This is a genomic window from Chroococcidiopsis sp. TS-821, assembly GCF_002939305.1.
Classification (GTDB): Bacteria; Cyanobacteriota; Cyanobacteriia; order Cyanobacteriales; family Chroococcidiopsidaceae; genus Chroogloeocystis.
On sequence record NZ_MVDI01000002.1, the window covers coordinates 111,291 to 131,417 of the forward strand.

A 20,127-nucleotide genomic window follows, 5' to 3' on the forward strand; every position below is an offset into this window, starting at 1 on the left:
AAATATATGATTACAAGACTGAAAACAGAAGTCTTTATAATAGTTTAAATTCAATGCACTTAGTTAGTCATTAAAAGTTGGCTGTGCGAGCGAAGCTCCATTGCCGTTTCACCTCCTTATAGTGATATCTAAGATATCTAAAGACGCAGATTGGTTGGAAACAGAGAAGCTTCACTGGTTTCGCCAACAACTTACTATTTGGGCAGATGACAATCTGCGAGATTTTCCGTGGCGGCGCACAACTGACCCATATGCAATCTTTGTGGCTGAATTTCTATTGCAGAAGACTGACGCTGCTAAGGTCGTTCCTATCTACGAGACCTTCCTAGCTCGATATCCTACTATTGAAAGCTTGTCATTAGCTTCAGTTACCGAAGTAGTAACTCTGTTGCAGCCTTTAGGTCTTCACTTTCGCGCCAAACGGTTGTGCGAATCAGTGCAGAAGATTAATGCATTTTACGATGGTAAAATTCCTGATGCAGAAGCGCAATTACTTGCCTTGCCAGGAGTTGGTAAGTACACGGCTAGATCTATTTGCGCTCACGCTTTCGGACAGCAGCAGGTAATTCTCGATACCAATGTCGCTCGTATCTTAGAGCGCTTCTTTGGGTTGCAGGGAGGAAGAGTCAAGTCGCGTTGCAAGATTTTGTGGAAAGCCGCTGAGCAAGTCGCGCCCCACGAGGAAGTAGGAAAGTGGAATCTAACGCTGCTTGATTTTGGAGCAACAGTCTGCACAGCAAGAAAACCCCACTGTGGCAAGTGTCCGTTGCAGGAACATTGTAATTACTTGCGTCTCAATTAAAAGGCGATCGCATGAGCTGAAATTTGTGCTGCCGCTTGTTGTCCGCTGCGAATGGCTCCTTCCATGTAGCCACAAAATTCAACGGGAGCAGTATGTTCTCCTGCGAAAACGATTCTTCCAGCAGAGTACGGTAAGTCAGAGCGCCAGGCTTTCAAATCTCCAGGAGCAAAGTAGCAGTATGCTCCCCGCGACCAAGGATCGTCCCCCCAATCGTGAGTTGCGGTCGCACTTACGCGATCGCGTACCGGAAGTGATGCATTAGACGCATCAAGGTAAAGCGCAGCAACTGTTTGTTGTGCTAATTCAACAGGTTGTGCAGCCGCACTTCGGCTAAATGTTCCGCTACTCGTACAGGCAAGAATTCCTGCTTCGCCCGTCTGAGTTGTGGTAGATTCCCAAACTGTTTGTAATGGTGTGTCTCCCACAATTAACCCCCAATTGCACTGTTGCCAGAAACGGTGGGAGTATTGAAGTAAAGTCTTCACCGACGTACCATAGGACAGGCGGGCGATCGCCTCGCGCTGTATCTCTAAAAGTGGAGCTTCAATCGACAAATAGCGCAAAACGCTCCAAGGCAGAGCAATTACAATCCAATCGGCAACTGCCTCAACCTGTCCCTGCGATGTTTCTAAACTCACAATAATGGTTTGTTCGTGTTGCTGAATCCGACGCACTGGCGCATTTAGATGAATGCGATCGCCCAAACGATGAGCTAATGCAGTTACCAGTTGCGTACTGCCCCCACGGATTCGCCGACTGCGATTGCTAGAAGTGCTACTATGAGCAAAAAAGCCAACTCCAATTGCCTCCGGATCGGCAGCATACAGCCCATAAGATTGCTGTCGGGCAACTTTATTAGCAAAGGAAGCAATGGATTGTGCGGTGAGCCATTGAGCTAGAGTTTCAGGAGGATCGGCAGACTGTTCTAACAGTTGATTCAACCGCTGATACAAGTCATTTAATTCTGCTTGCTGTTGAGGAGTTAGTTTTTCTTGAGTATAGAAGTTGCCATCAATGTAATAGCAAAGCTCGTTTGGCAACCTAAAGGCAACATCGAGTTGGAGATTGAATTGAGTAGCATAAGAGATTAATGCGGTGTGGGTATCGTCAACAAACTCTGCACCCAATTCACCGTATTGTTCTGACCCAAGATAGGCTGTTTGGACTCGTCCGCCGACGCGATCGCGAGCTTCAAATAATTGCACGTCAAACCCAGCGCGAGTAAGTTCATACGCAGCTGTCAGTCCTGCTAATCCAGCCCCAACTACAATGATTCGCTTACTCATCGACCATCATTCATCATCGTCTTACTAAATACCATTATCCAAATTGAAGCATGGGGCTTTTATATCTTTAGAGTGAGGTCTCCTATCTAGCCAACTTTTAGAGGAGTTTTCACTTTAACTGCACAATTAAAGCCTTTTTCGCTTGAAAGAAGCATCAGTAGCTGATATTCACACAGCTATGCAATCTGGATTAAATTGCCGCCAGTTAACTTCTCTGCAACTAGAGCGCAGATAAGCTTACGACAAATCAGTATCATTACACCTAATCCCAAAGCATTAACTTTAGCGGAAAGTCAGGATGATTTATAGAGAAAGTCACCCTTTAACTAACTCTTTATATTGCATTCCAATTATTTTGAAAGACAACGACGATACGAATGTTTCGCACATCTAACAAGCAGTGCAAGATAAAGTGGCGATATGACAACGCTAATCGTCTTTACTAGCATCAGAGTTCTTTACTGGTTTTTAACTCGCGGCGTGCAGCAACAAACTCAAACTTGGCGATCGCGTTAATTCACTGCTCACTGGCTAAGACAGTGTACTGAGAACTTACTTGGAGACAATTCTTATGTCAATTAATGCACTATAGAATTACGAATCACGGGTAAAGGGGTCAATGACTGGCTTTAAGCAGTGCCTCAAGTTCTTCTAATGCTTGAACGCTTCCTACTTGCCAAGCACGTTCAACAACACTAGGAATGATTTGAGTAATTTCTATCTCTTCAAAAATTGGACTTGTTGGAGATTCTACATACTTTCCCTCTTGAAGTATATAAATTGTGAGTTTGCTACTATCATAAATCCACAATTCTGGGACGCCGATAATTTTATAGGCATCAAGCGTAGTTTTAGACGTAACATCTGTTTCAATAGCTAAATCAGGAGGCAGATCGTCAGGTTGTAGGCGACGACCAATCATCCGTTGATAGTTTTGAATATAAAAACACGCATCAGGTTCTACACCAGCTTTACCTTGGTGCTTAAATGTCGTTGAGGCAAAGGGTTGGTACTTTCTTGCTGTCAGCCTGAGTAACATTTTTACAACGTCAGAAATCAGATCTTTAGAAATCTCATGCTCAGGTAAGGGAACCATAATTTCTAAAGTACGATTACTGTAGGCTACTCTTGCAGAGCGCTGCTCGCCAAGTTCCACTAAAATTGTTTCAAATTCTTCCCAACTCACATTTGGAATGGCAACCTTACTACCAGGTGCAAGCTTGAGTTGACTGACAGGTTTAACAACAGAAGTTGAAGTAGACATATCTTTTCTACTTGTCGCCAAGTGTGCGAATGCTGTTTTTAAACATACAGGTGGGACAAAATGCCCACCATAGCTTTACACTTTGAACTTCTCAGTAATCCGCTTCATTGCTTCTTCGACATTTTCGCGGCTATTGAATGCAGAGATGCGGAAATAACCTTCGCCAGCTGCGCCGAAACCCGAACCAGGAGTTCCAACAACGTTGCAAGTATGCAGCAATTTATCGAAGAAATCCCAACTCGAAAGATTATTCGGTGTTTTCACCCAAACATATGGTGCATTGACACCACCATAGACGGCGATTCCAGCAGCGGTCAGTTGTTCGCGGATGATTTTAGCATTTTCGAGATAAAAGCTTACTAGCGCCTTTATTTGCGCTTGTCCTTCATCAGAATAGACAGCTTCTGCACCGCGTTGCACTATATAGGATACTCCATTGAACTTTGTTGATTGGCGGCGGTTCCACAGTTTCCACAATTCCACATCCGAACCATCCGCAGCTTTGGCGGTGAGTGTTTTGGGTACGACGGTTAATGCGCAACGAGTTCCCGTAAAACCTGCATTTTTGGAAAAAGAACGAAATTCGATCGCACAATCTCGCGCCCCATCAATTTCATAAATCGAATGCGGTAATTCGGGATCGGTAATAAACGCTTCGTAAGCTGCATCAAAAAAGATAATTGAGTTATGCGCTTTGGCGTAGTTTACCCAGGCTTGGAGGTGTTCTTTCGTCGCGGTTGCACCTGTAGGATTATTCGGAAAGCACAGATAAATTAAATCAACTTTTTGTGTAGGGATTTCAGCAGTAAAGTTATTTTCGGCGGTAATTGGCAAATAAACTAAACCTGCATATTCGCCTTTATCATTAATCTCACCCGTATGCCCTGCCATAACGTTGGTATCTACATACACAGGATAAACAGGGTCGGTGACAGCGATCGCATTATCGTTACCAAAAATATCCAGAATATTCCCTGTATCGCACTTGGAACCATCTGAGATAAAGATTTCGGAAGCATCGATGTCGCATCCGCGTGCTTGAAAGTCATGCTTAGCAATTTTTTCCCTTAACCAAGCATAACCTTGTTCAGGACCATAGCCTTTAAACGTCGCGCGATCGCCCATTTCTTCCACAGCTTTGATCATTGCGGTACGACATGCTTGCGGTAATGGTTCGGTAACATCTCCAATTCCCAAGCGGATAATATCAGCTTCTGGATTCGCGTCAGCAAAAGCATTTACCCGTCGGGCAATTTCTGGAAATAGGTAGCCTGCTTTTAGTTTGAGATAGTTATCGTTAATCGTTGCCATGTAGAATCGCCTTGAATACCGTAGAATAGCTTACTGCCAATTATCTCTAATTGAGGGGTGAGGGGTAAGGAGTGAGGGAAAGATATGAGAACGCTTTATTTTTTAGTTCCAGGAACAGGCGGTAAATTTGCTTGTGGTGGACTTTGGGCAGAGTTAAAAACCTTACACTTAGCAAAGCAAGTGTGTTGTGCAGAAGTTGTCACGTACCGCCAAAAAGAGAAAGATACGCTGTTTCTCGACGATCTATTGCACAATCAAAATTTAGACGATGCGATTTTTGTCATCAGTTGGGGGTTTGATATTCCACAACTTGCGCGTAAACTCGCGGCTTATAACGTTGTTTATCATGCACATAGTACAGGTTACGGATTCAAATTACCTGCAAGCATTCCAATTGTTACTGTCAGCCGGAATACAATGGGATATTGGGGACAACATGCACCCAATTCATTAATTTACTATTTACCCAATCAAATATCTGACGAATTTCAAAATTTACATCTCGAACGCGATATTGATGTCTTAGTGCAAGCCCGAAAGTCTTCGCATTATTTACTACAGCAATTAATTCCCGCGTTAAAACAGCGCTGCAATGTCGTTGTTGTTGATTCTTATGTAGAAGATTTAGCAGGGTTATTTAATCGGGCTAAAGTTTATCTCTACGACTCGGCTGAATATTGGGCAACACAAGGCGTTAGCGAAGGCTTTGGACTGCAACCAATGGAAGCTATGGCGTGCGGTTGTCAAGTTTTTTCTAGTGTTAACGGAGGACTTTCTGATTACTTAGACCCAGGTTTCAACTGCTATAAGATTGCTGGTTATGCACAAGATTATGATGTTAAACGAATTTTAAAAGTAATAGAAAGATCAAAAGTAATTATGCCACCTAATCCATTGTTTACAGAATATAGAGCTCAAAATATTCTTAAACGCTTGCAAATCATTTTAGAGGATATCAACACTTTTTTTGATTGTAAGAAAAACTTATCTGGTAATATTCAAAATTTAACAAATACACGTGTATTACAACTAAGAATCCAGCGAGTATTAAATAAGCTGAAGAATAAGCTTTGACTTTTGAGTTAATTATTATACCCCCAATTACCAATTACCCATTACCCATTAATTTAAATCTTCGCGTACCACTCCATCAAAATTTAAGATGAAATCTGCACCATAAACTCGTGAGGGTGTTTGAAATCCAGGCTCAAATTGTCCTGCAAGCACTCGTGAAACAATTTCTACGGCTGTCATTGTGGTTAATGTATAACCTTCGGGACATTGCAAGCGCGATGTTGCCATTTTACCAGAATCATCTGCGACTTCTCCCCAGAGTAAACTTGTTCCTTGAGTGCGTTCTATCTCACTAGGTCCTGGTAATTGATTTTGAATCAAACGTTTTTGTAGGTTTTGCACGGGTGGTAAGCTTAATAATCCACCAAGATAGCGCGTTGCTATCATTCCTAGGCGCACTGGTGTGGGAAAGGCGGCGTAAACTTCAATGTTAGGAATACCTGTACTGTAAAAAGCGGTAGACACATCTCCCCAGGGAATTGTTACTGCGGTAACTGCGCCTCTACCAAAATCAATTGTGCGCGTTTTCCAAGCGGCGGGAACTGAAGTGAGAACTCCATTACGACGTACTAAACCGCCTTTACCTTGCGCTTCGACCATTGTCTTTGCTGTTCCGCGTGAAATTCTGCCTAATGCTTGAAATGCAAGGGTGAGTTGTGTTGCAGTGGGAAGTCGGGCTTTGAGATGCGCAGCGAGACAATCTGAAGGAACAACATCAAAACCTACACCAGGAAGTAGCATAATTCCTGCGGTTTGGGCTGGGGAAGTTTGAGAAGCGATCGCTTCAAATACAGCAACTTCTCCAGTAATATCTAAATAATGCGTCTTCGCGCGCAAGCATCCAGCAACAAGTGATTCTGCTGTTTGTGAAAAAGGACCTGCACAGTTTAAAACAACTGGTACATCGGCTAACGCTTCGTCAACAGCGGCGGTGTCTTCGAGGGTGAATGTGCGATACTCTAGTCCTAGTTCTGTCGCTAATGGTGCTATTTTTTGAGAATTACGCCCTGCAAGAATTGGCGTTAGCGCTTTTTGTACTGCTAATCGCGCGATAAGTTCTCCTGTGTAACCGTTAGCACCGTATAGCAAAAATGATGACATTTATGCAAAGGAGATGCTCTTCTAGAGGCAATACAACTGTAGAGGTGTTTGATGCTAATAAAAATCAACCGTTAGTATGATTTTTTATTGTTGCTATTTAATTCGCTGATTTTATAAAAAGAAATGAAATTATAATTCTATTTTAGAAGAAAGTGCTTGCGGAAACGAACCACAAAGCACGCAGAGGAATAAAGAAAGATAAATTAATGAATCATAGAGTTTTTCTGGATAAAGAGAATGAGAATTGTTTTTTGTAGTTATTAATTTGAGAGATAAGTTATCAAAATAATTAACCAATCTGTGTGCTAGTAAGGTGATTTTAGTGTCGAAACAAAATTATAGTAAAAAACGTCGCCGCAAACAACATTCTCTCCAGCGCTTACTTGAATACATTCATCAATATCGCGGTCAAATTTGGATGGCGTCGCTGTATTCAGTGTTAAATAAAGTATTTGATTTAGCCCCACCTGCTTTAATTGGTATTGCCGTTGATGTCGTTGTCAATCAGCAAGATTCAATCATCGCTCGTTGGGGTATACACGATGTTTATGCACAATTTGTTATCCTTTCTATTCTAACTGTTATTCTTTGGGTTTTTGAGTCAGTTTTTGAATACGCTCATTCCCGACAGTGGCGGAATTTAGCACAAAATATTCAACACGATTTACGTTTGGATACTTATCAACATCTACAAGAATTAGAATTAGCTTACTTTGAGGAACGAAGTACGGGCGGTTTGATGTCAATCTTGAGTGATGATATCAACCAGTTAGAACGATTTTTAGATATTGGTGCGAATGATTTAATTCAAGTCACAACAACGGTAGTTGTGATTGCGGGTGCTTTTTTTATTATGGCTCCGAGTGTGGCTTGGATGGCAATGCTTCCTATGCCTTTTATTCTTTGGGGTTCGGTGGCGTTTCAACGATTGTTAGCACCGCGTTATGCAGATGTGCGCGAGAAGGTGGGTTTTCTGAATTCGCGTTTGGCAAATAATTTGTCAGGAATGTTAACAATTAAAAGCTTTGTTGCTGAAGATTACGAAGCCCAACGGGTACAGGAGGAAAGTGAAGCTTATCGTCAAAGTAATAGAAAAGCGATCGCACTTTCTGCGGCGTTTGTGCCACTGATTCGCATGATTATTCTAGCAGGCTTTACCGCATTGTTACTCTACGGTGGTTTAGCAGCGGTGCAGGGTACAATCACTGTCGGAACTTACAGCGTGTTGGTGTTTTTGATTCAGCGGTTATTATGGCCTTTAACGCGATTAGGCGAAACGTTCGATCAGTATCAACGCGCAATGGCTTCAACCAATCGCGTCATGAATTTACTCGATACTCCAGTGGCGATTCATACGGGGGATGTGGCGCTTCCTGTGGAGAAGGTACAGGGCGAAATTGAATTGCACAATGTCACTTTTGCTTACAATAAACGCGATCCGGTTATTGAAAATTTGTCGCTGTCGGTTCCGGCGGGAAAAACGATCGCAATTGTCGGTTCTACCGGATCGGGTAAAAGTACATTGGTCAAACTATTATTGCGGTTGTATGAAGTGCAATCGGGGCGCATTACGCTTGACGGTATCGAGTTACGCGATTTGAGATTTGACGACCTGCGTCGCGCGATTGGGTTAGTTAGTCAAGATGTCTTTTTATTTCACGGTACAGTCGCCGAAAATATTGCTTATGGAAGTTTTGACGCGACACCTGCCGAAATTGTCCGCGCAGCTACAATAGCGGAAGCACACGAGTTTATTATGCAACTTCCTCAAGATTACGATACCATTGTTGGCGAACGCGGACAGAAGTTATCGGGAGGACAAAGGCAAAGAATTGCGATCGCCCGCGCGGTTTTGAAAAATCCTCCGATTCTGATTTTAGATGAAGCGACTTCGGCAGTGGATAATGAAACTGAAGCTGCTATTCAACGATCGCTTGAGAAAATTACGGTCAATCGCACTACGATTGCGATCGCGCATCGGCTGTCTACTGTACGTAATGCCGATTGTATCTACGTTATGGAATACGGTAAGTTAGTTGAGAAAGGTACTCACGAACAACTTGTTGCCCAACAAGGAATCTATGCGAGCCTTTGGCGGGTACAATCAGGTTTAACCGTTGCTAGTCACTAGTCACCACCTTAGAGTCTTTCAATTTTGAATTGCTTATGTTTTTTGGTAGCCCTCAACCTCATTCTCAAGATACCTGGCGACGTCAATTAGATCAATTTGCCAAGGTCAATCAGCAAGAACTCGCAGCTTTATCTTGGGGATTATGGCTAGAAAATGGCGACAGTCAAGGAACATTGGGAATTAATTTAAAACCCCAACCGCATTTTGTTTATTGTCCCAAATCAGCAATTGAAACCTTGAATGATAATGTAGAAAATCAAATTCAAGAGATTCTAGGAATTATTGATAATCATCAACCTGAAAAAGAAGTTTTAATTATTGGCATTGGTAGCGAACAAATTAAGCTCATACATTATGAACCCGATCCTGCACCACCTATCTGTTACGCACAATTAGCAACTGATGTTAATACTTTATTAGAACGACTAGAGCAAGATTTGTTTGAACAAATCTCTTCAAAATGAGCAACTCAAAAGTATTATGAATGACTCGGATACAAGAAAACTTCTTTCTGGATTAAGTCACGCGGCTTTAATGCTTAACGCTGTTGTCATTCCAGTTCTTGTACCAATTGTTATCTTGCTAGCAACCAATGACCCAATTGTGCGTGGTAATGCTAAAGAAGCAATTAATTTTACAATTAATATCATTATTTGTGCTGTCATTAGCACTATGCTCATTTTAGTGGAAGGTATTGGTGTTTTCTTACTCTTTCTCCTCGCTATTGTCAGCTTTATTATGCCATTGATTGCGACTATTTATGCTGTTAAAAATGTAAATAAGCCGTATCGTTACCCTTTGATATGGCATTTTTTCTAGTAGGGAATTATGTGGAAAACTTAATTAAGTTTTAGACTTGGTGGAAGTAACTCGGAAAACACCTAAAAAGAGAGAATGATTCAAGAGCGCTATACTAAGTATTATTTGATTTTAAAGGTTATCTCGGCAGAATGCAGCCTGTTCCATCAACACGGCAAAATCAAATCAATCAACAGGAAAGTTCTGTAACTGTAAATACAGCAGTTTTCTTTGAACTATCTCCAGATTTACTGTGTGTCGTTAGTGAAGATGGGATTTTTAAGCAGGTAAATCCAGCTTTTCGCAAGACTTTAGGATATGCAGATGGAGAACTGTTAGAGCAAAAATTTATTGATTTGGTACATCCTGACGATCGCGCTGTGACAACAACGGCGATCGCCCAAATTCAAACAAGCGATCGACATACAGGATACTGTGAAAATCGCTACCGCTGCTGTGACGGTTTGTATAAACACTTCGGATGGACGATCTGTTTTGATGTCAAAACAAAATTAGTTTATGGAATCGCCCGCGAACTGACGACAATTACACCCACGCCAGAGACAACCCTTTATCGCACCTTAGCACGCAATCTGCCTCAAACTGCTGTCTTCGTATTTAATCGCGATCTGCGCTATGAGCTATGTGAAGGGCAAGAAATAGCTAGTATGGGCTTGACCCAAGATGTCTTGGAAGGTAAAACAATTTGGGAAGCTTTACCACTAGATATTTGTCCAGAAATTGAGCCACTATATCGCGCAGCGCTGGCAGGACAAGAAATCGTAACAGAAATGGTTTGTTGCGGTCATCATTACGCTGTGCAAATTGTACCTGTGCGTAACGAACAGCAGGAAATTATTGCAGGGATGGCACTACTTCAAAATATTGACGAACGCAAGCAAAGCGAGGAAACAGTCCGACGACAGATCGAAGAAATTGAAGCTATTTACGCCTCCGCACCGATTGGATTGTGCTTTTTAGATACCGACTTGCGCTATGTGCGTGTCAACGATCGCTTAGCAGAAATTAATGGTATTCCAGCAGCAGAACACATCGGTAAATCGCTTGCAGAGATTATTCCGGAACTAGCGGCTACGCAAGCACCGTTATTTGCACGAGTAATTCAAACAGGAGAACCAATTTTAGATGTGGAAATACGGGGTACTACCCCTGCGCAACCAAAAATCGAACGCGACTGGCTAGTAAGTTATTACCCACTACATAATTGCGATAACCGCGTTGTGGGAATTAATATTGTCGTCCAGGAAATCACACAGCGCAAGCAACAAGCTGCTGAACTTGCAGAAAGAGAAAGACAATTAACAACAATTTTGGCGAATACTCCTGACGTGATTTGCCGTTACAGCAAAGACTTTCGCTACCTTTATATTAGTCCAGCTGCTGAACGAATTACAGGTATTCCTACGCAACAATTCATCGGCAAAACCAATGCCGAAATCGGGATACCAGAAACCTATACTAAAGCATGGGAAAATGCGATCGCTGAAGTTTTGACAACGGGGCATCAACAAACTTTAGAGTTCGACTTTTCCTTTGCGGGAAAAACGCGGTATTTCTACTCGATATTCATTCCAGAGTTGGCACCTGACGGTGCAGTAGAATCAGTACTTGTTGTCAGCCGCGATGTTACCGAACGCCGTCAAGCGGAAGAATCTTTAGCAAACAGTCAAGATTGGTTGCAACTGTCACAACAAGCAGGGCAAATTGGCGCGTTTGTTTGGGACATGATTACAGGAGATATTGTTTGGACGCAACAACTAGAAATTCTCTATGGGTTAACTCCTGGTAGCTTTAGCGGTAATTACGAATCTTGGCGACAACAAGTTCACCCAGAAGACATTGTACGAATTGAGCAAAGTTTGCAAGAGAAAATCCAAACTCGCAGCGAAGAATGGCAAGATGATTTTCGGATCTTTCACGCTCAAACAGGGGAAATCCGCTGGATTGCAGCGAAAAGTCGCTTCTTTTACGATGATTCTGGGCAAGCAATCCGCATGATTGGCGTGAATCTGGATATCAGCGATCGCAAACATACAGAAGAAGCGCTACGCGAAAGCGAACTGAATTATCGAATGCTGGCAGATACAATGCCACAGTTATTTTGGACAACGCTACCCGATGGCTATCACGAATACTACAACCAACGCTGGTACGACTACACCGGCTTGACGTTGGAAGAAACGAAAGGTACTGGTTGGAATCATGTCTTGCATCCTGACGATCGACAACGCAGTTGGGAAGTTTGGCACGAGTCTTTGCGAACGGGAAAGGATTATGAAATTGAATATCGCTTTCGTCGCTTTGATGGCGAATATCGCTGGTTCTTAGGTAGGGCGTTTCCGTTGCGCGATGAAAATGGACAAATCATTCGCTGGTTCGGTTCGTGTACTGATATTCACGATCAAAAAATTGCCTTAGAAGAACGCGATCGCGCTGTTGAACGCGAAAGATCTGCAAGATCCCAAGCAGAAGCCGCAAATCGCATCAAAGATGAATTTCTCGCAGTACTCTCGCACGAATTGCGATCGCCCCTTAATCCGATTTTGGGTTGGGCAAAACTTCTTTTGACTCGTCAATTTGACCAAGATACAACACGCAAGGCTTTACAAACAATCGAGCGCAACGCCCAATTACAAACACGCCTCATTGAAGACTTACTCGATATCTCGCGCATTTTACGCGGTAAGCTGAGTTTAAATATTACCCAAGTTAATTTAGTGACAATCGCCGAAGCTGCCCTAGAAACGGTACGACTCGCAGCGGAGGAAAAAGCGATTCACTTACAACTAATTGTTGCAGATTCAGTGCATTCTTCTGAATTTCTGATTGCGGGAGATGCAGCGCGGTTGCAGCAAATTGTGTGGAATCTCCTCTCAAATGCAGTCAAGTTTACTCCTAATGGCGGGCGCGTAGAGGTCAAGTTAGAGAAATTAGCATCTTCCGTACAAATTCAAGTCAGCGACACTGGTAAAGGAATTGCAGCAGAATTTCTTCCTCACGTGTTTGATTACTTCCGCCAAGCTGATAGTAGCACTACGCGCAAATTTGGTGGATTAGGGTTAGGACTTGCCATTGTCCGTCATTTAGTCGAATTACACGGCGGTACAGTGAAAGCTGATAGTCAAGGCGAAGGTAAAGGCGCAACGTTTAGCGTTACATTACCACTTCCCGCATCCGAAATCGCGGATGAAACGTCGGGCGATTGCATTCATTACAATGACTCCGATCTACCACTATTGGGAATTTGCGCCTTAATCGTTGATGACGAAGCAGATATGCGCGAATTACTCGTTGTGACTTTAGAACAATATGGCGCGCAAGTCACTGCTGCTGCATCAGCCAGCGAAGTTTTAGAAAAGCTACCACAACAGTATCAGATTTTAATTAGCGATATTGGAATGCCTAATGTTGATGGCTATACATTAATGCGGCAAATTAGAACTTTACCACCTGAACAAGGCGGATCGATACCGGCGATCGCGCTTACAGCTTATGCGAGTGAAACCGATCAACAAGCTGCGATCGCCGCTGGGTTTAATCGACACGTAGCAAAACCCGTCGAACCTGCTAAATTGTTAGCAACCATTGTTAATTTATTAAACAAAAAATCATAAATCTTGAGTTAAGATAAGTGTCATTGCTTGCTGTAGAATCTCTTCTTGATTAACCTTTTTTGCTAGTTCATCCGGTTGATAGCGTCCTTCTTCAACCTCTAACGAAGCGCGATCAATTGCTTCTGGATAAGCCTCTTCTAAAGCAATCCGTAAATCTTCTGGTGGTAAGTAATAACCACCAGCCTGGCGACGTTTGTTCTTTTCTTGAATCATCCGAACGGAATTACGAATTGATACTTCCCACGCTCGCGTAGAACGGTTTTCGACGTATTGTTTGATAAGATAAATCAAAAGGATGACTGCATAACTGCTAATCGCACTAATTTTATCATCGCGACTCATTTACTTCGAGTTCTTCAACAATGGCTAATGCGCCTTTGATATCGCCTTGTAAGAGTAATTCTTTAAGCGTAAATAACTCTTCCATCACTCAGTAATAAAGTTTAAAATGTGTTCGGCTGCGATCTGCGGTTGTTCGAGATGCGGTACGTGACCGCAGTCTTTAATCCAAGCAAGTTTACTCTGGGGGATCGCTTGTTGAAACTTCTCAGCATCTTTAGTTCCTAAAATGCGATCGTCTTCTCCCCACAAAATCAGCGTTGGTTGCTCGATTTGCGCTAGCTTTTCTTTAAAAGAAGTATAACCCCCACTTTTTGTAAAAGCAATTAAAGCTTGATTCCATCCAGGCATATTTAAATGTAATGCTGCACATAATTGCGCATCAACTGAAGCTAAACTTTTATTTTTATACGCTGCCCGACTAATACTATTACGTACTCTAGGATTGCGTAAAAACTCTGTTGCCAGTCGATCGAACGGTGGAAACATCAACTTTCCCATCGCCGAACCTGCAGTAAATCCGGCACTATCTATTAATACTAGTTTTTTGACAACTTCTGGATAATTTAGCGTAAAATCAATCGCAGCTGCACCTCCCATCGATGCACCAACTAAAATTACAGGTTGATGAATTAACGTTTTCCAGAAACAATACAAATGTGTTTTAATTGTGCTTGGGCTTAAAGCTAAATTGGCAATTCTTTCGGTAAAGCCAAACCCTAATAAATCAACAGCCCAAGTTTTATTTTGAGCTGCTAATATCGGTAGCAAGCGACGAAATTCTAAAACAGAACTATCAAAACCATGTAAAAGTAAAATGGGTTGACCGCCGTTACCTTTTTGAATATAAGCTGTAGTAATGGCTTTGGCAAACGGAGTTGCGATCGCCTGAAATTGAATACTTTTTGCAAGTTCAATTGACGTTGGTTCGGTGAGTTGATTAATTAAGTTATTTAAATCAATTTTCATGCAAATTAGCAACTTAAAAAATAAGGTAGTAGCCCTGATCGAAGTATCAGTTGACTACTACCAATATAAAACAGATAAAAACGTACAATCTAGCTACAAATAAGGTCGTTACTCTCCTGTAACAGCTTCTTTAAGTTGTTCAGCAGCTTGCTTTGTCCCAGGATCGATTGGTTCGTCTAGGTTAAGTTTCTCTTTGACGTTCTCAAAGAAACCTTTGTTATTGGCTTGGGCTTTTTCCGCCGCAGTTTTAGTCGCTGGTTTGTAGCCTTCCTCTTCTAAAAGTTTTTCGGCTTTTTCAGTTTCTTCTCTGAGTTTTTCAGCTTTTGGACGTCCCTGACTATCTACGCGGTCAACTTGATACGAAGTCGCTTCTGGTGTCACAGGTTCAGCCTGTACTTGCATCGCTGTACTCACTATAAACACCAATGCAACGAGAAAAACAGTAACAATCTGCCGCAATTTGATTCTTTGCAACCACGATCGCTTCATTGAGACCCTCCACTATAGTTCTTGAAGTCGAAATTAAGCTTACACGGTTTAGCAGTACTCTGTTAAGAGCAGTCAGATAGAGATTTCGACAAAATAGCAATTACAAAGATTTGTAAAAGTCAAATGTCAAGTATTATTACAGAGTTGTTCGTTCATCCAGTCAAAGGGCTAACACCTCAAGCCGCAACTCAAGTAAAGTTGCAAGCGGGACATGGAGTTATAGGCGATCGCGCGTTTGCATTGGTATACGATACTTCTAGATCCTCCGATGATGTTGTTCCGTGGATGCACAAACGTCATTTTGCGATGCAATGCGATTTTCCTGCATTAGCAGCTTTGGATTGTCACTACGATTTTCAAACTACATTATTAACGATTAAGCACAAAGAACGCGAATTACTCGCAGCGAAAACAAACGATTCTCAGGAACGCAACTTAATCAGTTCATTTTTTACAGGCTATCTTGCAACGGATGTGAAATCGCCGCTACGGTTAGTTGGTGAAAACGATGGCAAAACGCGTTACCCCGATCGCAACACAGTACACATATCTCTTATCAATCAAGCCACATTAGACCAATTAAGTAATATTGTGGGAGAACGTGTAGATGTACGACGCTTTCGCCCCAATATTGTTTTTGCAGGTATACCAGCATGGACGGAGTTTGATTGGATAGGACAACACTTTCAAGTTGGTTCTGCACAAATCGAAATTACTGCTCCAATTAATCGCTGTTTAAATATTAATGTCAATCCTCAAACAGGTAAGCAAGATTTACCACTACTTTCTTTACTAAAACAGCACTTTGAGCATCAGCAAATAGGAGTTCTTGCCAAAGTCATTGCTAGCGGTACAGTTGCGATTGGCGATCGCTTGCAACAATGACAATATCCAGCAAACGGAATGTTTGCTGAATACAATTTTCTATTTGTGATGAAATTACACTTTATCAATAGTATCCTTGACTGCATCCTTAGCGTCTTCAATCGCGTGCATTGCTGCGGCTTCTTCTTGTTTCGCTTGACCTTCAGCTTTATCTTTTGTGTTACCCGTAATTTCACTGACAGCTTCTTGCAGTTTACCTTCTACGTTCTTAGCAACAGCTTCAGCACGGTTTTCAATGCTCATAAAGATCTCCTTAATTTTGCCATAATTAATTCAATTGATAATTTAAAGAATTTACTGAAAATCTGCATCTCTCATTAGTTATATTTTTTGTAATAATATAGATATTTCTGCTGGAACATTAGCTTTGTTAAGGAATTTATTCGGTGAATTTACAGTTAAGTAATAAAAAATACTAGCTAGCTTTATTACCTCTGTATTTTGCATAAGAAATACTTATTTTAAGTGCGTGCTAGTCATTTAACGGGAACAGTAAGAATAGGCGAATTTATTGCTTTTAACTACAAAATAGAGAAACTGAATTTTATCATGTCCTCTTCTCGCTGGCATTCCTCGACAACTCGAGCAAATTCAAAGCCTCAATCGAAAAAATGTTTCAATCAATTCGGGAAGCAAGCGAAATGGGCAGATAATAGCAAGAGTTCGCTAAATAAACCTGCTCAAAGGAAATCTCGTAGTTTGCGATGGCAAGCAAGACTAGTATTTTGTAGTGCGATCGCGACCTTAGTGTCCGTATTGTATGCTACTACTGCTACTACTTTGCTGAAAAGTTTGGAAAAGGTTGAAATCGAAGATACCTACCAAAACGTTGAAGGGTTTTTAGATGCGTTTGCGCAAACACAGGCAGATTTTAGCTTGCGCGTCGCTGACTGGGCAATGTGGGATGATACGTATCAATTTGTACAAGATAGTAATAAAGAATACATCGAAATTAATATAACTCCAGAATCAATCCAAAACATTCAAATTAATGCCGCAGTCTTTCTCAATACTAAAAATCATATTGTTTATAGTGCAGAATTTGATTTAACAACAAACCAAAAAGTAGGTATACCAAAGTCATTAAATCAATATATTGCTACTCACAAACAATTATTGCAACACTCTAGTTTTGATAGTAGTATATCAGGAGTAATTGCCTTACCTCAAGGTCTAATGCTGATCGCTTCACGACCAATTATTGATAGTAAAGCTGAAGGACCAATTCGCGGGACACTAATTTTTGGGCGCTATCTCGATAAAACCAAAATTGATATTTTAGCTAAAAAAAGCCGCTTAAACCTTACATTATATGGGTTAAATCAGGTATTACCTCCAGACTTTCAAACAGCTTTAGCATCACTCTCACAAACGCAAACAATTTTTATTCGCCCCATCAATGATAGCCTGATTGCTGGTTACATTTTACTGACAGATATAGACAATCAGCCTATAGCAATTTTACGCACAGAACAACCGCGAACTATATACTTGCAAGGTATTAATAGTCTTCGTTATCTCTTTTTGCTATTAGTATTAATTGGATTGGCTTTTGCTGGGGTAACATTACCTTTATTAGAAAGATTAATTTTATTGCGATTTGATCGACAAGAACGCGAAGAGCGCTATCATGCAGTTGTGACCCAAGCTTCTGAAGGTATTTTTTTGATTGATGCTCAAAGTAAAGTTCTACTAGAAGCTAATACAGCATTACAAAGTTTATTAGGTTATACCGCAACGGAAATCTTACAACTCACACTGTACGATATTATTGTTGGCGATCGCCAGCAAATTGATACCGACCTTCAGCAGATTTCAGCCAAAGACTCTAATTTTACACGCGAATACAAATATCAACGTCAGGATGGCTCATTAATTGATGTTGAAGCAAGTGCGATTCAGATTTTGTACAACGAAAAAGCTGCTTTTTGTATAGTAGTCAGAGATATTACCGATCGAAAGAAAGTTGAGATGGCGTTGCGTGAAAGCGAACAACGTTTATCTTGGCAAGCAAGTCATGATTCGCTAACTGGGCTGGTTAACCGTCGTGAATTTGAGCAATGTTTGGTCAGTGCTTTAAACAGTGCAAAAAATGAAGGTATAAACCATGCTGTTTGTTACGTAGATGTCGATCAATTCAAGATTATTAATGATACCTGCGGTCATGCAGCGGGAGATCATTTATTACGCAAAGTCAGTAATTTATTTCAAAATAGATTACGTAAAACGGATGTGTTAGCCCGTTTAGGTGGCGATGAGTTTGGGATCATTTTTTATGAGTGTTCTTTAGAAGAAGCTACTCAAATTACAGAAGCTCTACGACAACAACTGAACGAATTTCCGTTCATATGGAAAGAAAAAGTTTTTTCCGTGAGTGCGAGTATCGGGGTTGTGGCTATTAATGCAGATACCCCTGATTTAGCAAGTGTTTTAAGCGCTGCGGATGCAGCTTGTTATGCCGCGAAAAATAAAGGACGCAATCGAGTCAATGTTTATCAACCCAACGATCGCGAAATAGCTCAACAACGCGGCGAAATGCAATGGGTATCGCAAATTCCTAAAGCTTTAGAAGAAAACCGTTTTTGTTTATTTTATCAAGAAATTGCCCCCTTAATTGGGGGAAATCATCAACAACACTACGAAATTCTGTTGCGTTTAAAAGATGAGAATGGTCAAATTGTACCACCAATGGCTTTCATTCCAGCTGCTGAGCGTTATAACTTGATGCATCTAATCGATCGCTGGGTAATTTCTACATTGTTCGCACATTTAGCACAATCGTCAACTATTGATGACACAATTTACGCCGTCAATGTTTCGGCAGCAAGTATCAACGATGACAGTTTTATTGATTTTGTGCAAGTACAATTTGCACATTATCAAATTCCACCCTCAAGTATTTGTTTTGAGATTACTGAAACACTGGCGATCGCTAATTTAAGTCAAGCAGTGGTATTTATTCAAAAACTTAAAAATCTCGGTTGTTATTTTGCCTTAGATGATTTTGGTAGCGGCATGTCTTCGTTTGCCTATTTAAAAAGTTTACCAGTCGATTACCTCAAAATTGATGGCTCTTTAGTCAAAGATATTGTTCAAGATGCGATCGCTTACAGTATGGTCGAAGCAATCAGCCGCGTTGCGACCGTGATGGAACTACAAACAATTGCAGAGTTTGTTGAAAACGACGCCATTCAAGAAAAGCTGCGAAATTTGCCCGTAGATTACGCTCAAGGATATGGAATTTCTAAACCAAAACCATTAGTTTAACTTCTAATATTAAATTTAGTTGATTATAGTAAATAGTGACTAACCACAAAGAAAGGTTATCTAACTGAAGATGATATAAAACCTGGTAATTGAGAAGAACATTTATTACCCATTACCAATTATCTGTCAGCGAGTATCATCGACAAAAGCCAAATCCTCTGGCGTATTGCAGTTAAAAAGTATTTCTGCATTAGGTAAAGATAAAACGTGTACGGGGTGTTGTACCAGCCAAGTTTGAAACGATCGCCCGCCTTGGGCAATAAAAGCGTTCAATACAGGTAAACAACCATGGCGATAAAAGCCACACAAAGGTTCCCAACCTTTTTCCTGACGCGGTAAAGCAGCGATCGCCTCTTGAGGAACATTTTCTAACTCTTCTGCCCAGTCTTGTAGTACCTCTACTTGCAGTTTAGGTAAATCGCAAGCAAGTAATAGTACCCAATCAGTTTTCACTACAGCGAGTCCTTGTGCAAAACCAACTAATGGACCGTGGGGAAGTGGTAAAGTTACCTTAGTTGAAGATGGTATGCTCAGAGTTTCCTGCGACAGTGGAACTTCCCGAACAAATTGACTATTTTTCAGTGCCAAATGCTGATATTTTTCTGGTGTAGGCGTAACAACATAAACTGCATCGCACAAGCTGCTGGCGACATCACACACGCGTTTTAACAGCGGAACGCCCTGAATTGCTAGCAAAGCTTTATCTTTGCCCATTCGCGAACTTTTTCCACCAGCTAAAACTATGGCACTCAGCGAGTACATATTGAATGCTCAGA

At 41.4% G+C, this 20,127-nt stretch carries 16 protein-coding genes and 1 pseudogene; 8 read left to right on the plus strand and 9 right to left on the minus strand.

What is annotated here, in order from left to right; genetic code table 11:
* Window positions 1-121 precede the first annotated feature (121 nt).
* Window positions 122-802: an A/G-specific adenine glycosylase gene (locus B1A85_RS08095; RefSeq protein ID WP_104546405.1), complete on the plus strand. Its 681-nt coding sequence runs from the start codon at window positions 122-124 to the stop codon at window positions 800-802.
* Here the strand turns inward: B1A85_RS08095 and B1A85_RS08100 are convergent.
* The 3 genes from B1A85_RS08100 to B1A85_RS08110 form a co-directional block, all read right to left on the minus strand.
* Window positions 799-2,088 (minus strand): FAD-dependent oxidoreductase, encoded by a 1,290-nt coding sequence (locus B1A85_RS08100; RefSeq protein WP_104546406.1) that lies wholly within the window; start codon window positions 2,086-2,088, stop codon window positions 799-801. The genes B1A85_RS08095 and B1A85_RS08100 overlap by 4 nt on opposite strands.
* Before the next feature lie 616 nt (window positions 2,089-2,704).
* A complete protein-coding gene (locus tag B1A85_RS08105; protein ID WP_104546407.1) occupies window positions 2,705-3,352 on the minus strand; it encodes a Uma2 family endonuclease in 648 nt (215 codons plus the stop codon).
* A 75-nt stretch (window positions 3,353-3,427) separates the two neighbouring features.
* Window positions 3,428-4,663, minus strand: coding sequence for an LL-diaminopimelate aminotransferase (locus B1A85_RS08110; RefSeq protein ID WP_104546408.1), 1,236 nt, complete (start codon window positions 4,661-4,663; stop codon window positions 3,428-3,430).
* Between the two features lie 84 nt (window positions 4,664-4,747).
* On the opposite strand from B1A85_RS08110, the gene B1A85_RS08115 reads away from it, so the two are divergent.
* A complete protein-coding gene (locus B1A85_RS08115; protein ID WP_104546409.1) occupies window positions 4,748-5,737 on the plus strand; it encodes a glycosyltransferase in 990 nt (329 codons plus the stop codon).
* Window positions 5,738-5,785: 48 nt separating this feature from the next.
* On the opposite strand, the gene B1A85_RS08120 is transcribed toward B1A85_RS08115, so the two are convergent.
* On the minus strand, window positions 5,786-6,838 hold the full coding sequence (locus tag B1A85_RS08120; RefSeq protein WP_104546410.1) for a trans-acting enoyl reductase family protein: 1,053 nt from the start codon (window positions 6,836-6,838) through the stop codon (window positions 5,786-5,788).
* 418 nt (window positions 6,839-7,256) lie between these two features.
* Here B1A85_RS08120 and B1A85_RS08125 point away from each other — a divergent pair, with 418 nt between their 5' ends.
* The 4 genes from B1A85_RS08125 to B1A85_RS08140 all read left to right on the plus strand — a co-directional run bounded on the left by B1A85_RS08125 (window position 7,257) and on the right by B1A85_RS08140 (window position 13,402).
* The gene (locus tag B1A85_RS08125; protein ID WP_210404357.1) at window positions 7,257-8,969 is read left to right on the plus strand and encodes an ABC transporter ATP-binding protein; all 1,713 of its coding nucleotides are present in this window, start codon (window positions 7,257-7,259) and stop codon (window positions 8,967-8,969) included.
* Window positions 8,970-9,004: 35 nt separating this feature from the next.
* A complete protein-coding gene (locus B1A85_RS08130) occupies window positions 9,005-9,433 on the plus strand; it encodes a hypothetical protein (protein WP_104546412.1) in 429 nt (142 codons plus the stop codon).
* Window positions 9,434-9,449: 16 nt separating this feature from the next.
* Window positions 9,450-9,788, plus strand: coding sequence for a DUF4870 domain-containing protein (locus tag B1A85_RS08135; RefSeq protein WP_104546413.1), 339 nt, complete (start codon window positions 9,450-9,452; stop codon window positions 9,786-9,788).
* A gap of 131 nt (window positions 9,789-9,919) precedes the next feature.
* Window positions 9,920-13,402 (plus strand): PAS domain-containing protein, encoded by a 3,483-nt coding sequence (locus B1A85_RS08140; RefSeq protein WP_104546414.1) that lies wholly within the window; start codon window positions 9,920-9,922, stop codon window positions 13,400-13,402.
* Here the strand turns inward: B1A85_RS08140 and B1A85_RS08145 are convergent.
* From B1A85_RS08145 to B1A85_RS08155, 3 genes and pseudogenes are all read right to left on the minus strand, one after another.
* A pseudogene (locus B1A85_RS08145) lies at window positions 13,397-13,829 on the minus strand (DUF29 family protein). The gene B1A85_RS08140 and the pseudogene B1A85_RS08145 overlap by 6 nt on opposite strands.
* A complete protein-coding gene (locus B1A85_RS08150) occupies window positions 13,829-14,710 on the minus strand; it encodes an alpha/beta fold hydrolase (RefSeq protein ID WP_104546416.1) in 882 nt (293 codons plus the stop codon). Before B1A85_RS08150 ends, B1A85_RS08145 begins: the two are co-directional and overlap by 1 nt.
* A 108-nt stretch (window positions 14,711-14,818) precedes the next feature.
* Window positions 14,819-15,199 (minus strand): hypothetical protein, encoded by a 381-nt coding sequence (locus tag B1A85_RS08155; RefSeq protein WP_104546417.1) that lies wholly within the window; start codon window positions 15,197-15,199, stop codon window positions 14,819-14,821.
* A gap of 123 nt (window positions 15,200-15,322) precedes the next feature.
* Between B1A85_RS08155 and B1A85_RS08160 the strand changes: the two genes are divergently transcribed.
* A complete protein-coding gene (locus B1A85_RS08160) occupies window positions 15,323-16,084 on the plus strand; it encodes an MOSC domain-containing protein (protein WP_104546418.1) in 762 nt (253 codons plus the stop codon).
* A 54-nt stretch (window positions 16,085-16,138) separates the two neighbouring features.
* Here B1A85_RS08160 and B1A85_RS08165 read toward each other — a convergent pair whose 3' ends face one another.
* Entirely contained in the window at window positions 16,139-16,327 is a 189-nt protein-coding gene (locus B1A85_RS08165) for a CsbD family protein (protein WP_104546419.1), read from the minus strand.
* 456 nt (window positions 16,328-16,783) lie between these two features.
* Between B1A85_RS08165 and B1A85_RS08170 the strand changes: the two genes are divergently transcribed.
* The gene (locus B1A85_RS08170) at window positions 16,784-19,351 is read left to right on the plus strand and encodes an EAL domain-containing protein (protein WP_210404306.1); all 2,568 of its coding nucleotides are present in this window, start codon (window positions 16,784-16,786) and stop codon (window positions 19,349-19,351) included.
* 126 nt (window positions 19,352-19,477) lie between these two features.
* Here the strand turns inward: B1A85_RS08170 and B1A85_RS08175 are convergent, their stop codons facing one another.
* Window positions 19,478-20,113, minus strand: a complete 636-nt coding sequence (locus B1A85_RS08175) for a molybdenum cofactor guanylyltransferase (protein ID WP_104546421.1) — start codon at window positions 20,111-20,113, stop codon at window positions 19,478-19,480.
* Window positions 20,114-20,127 lie beyond the last annotated feature (14 nt).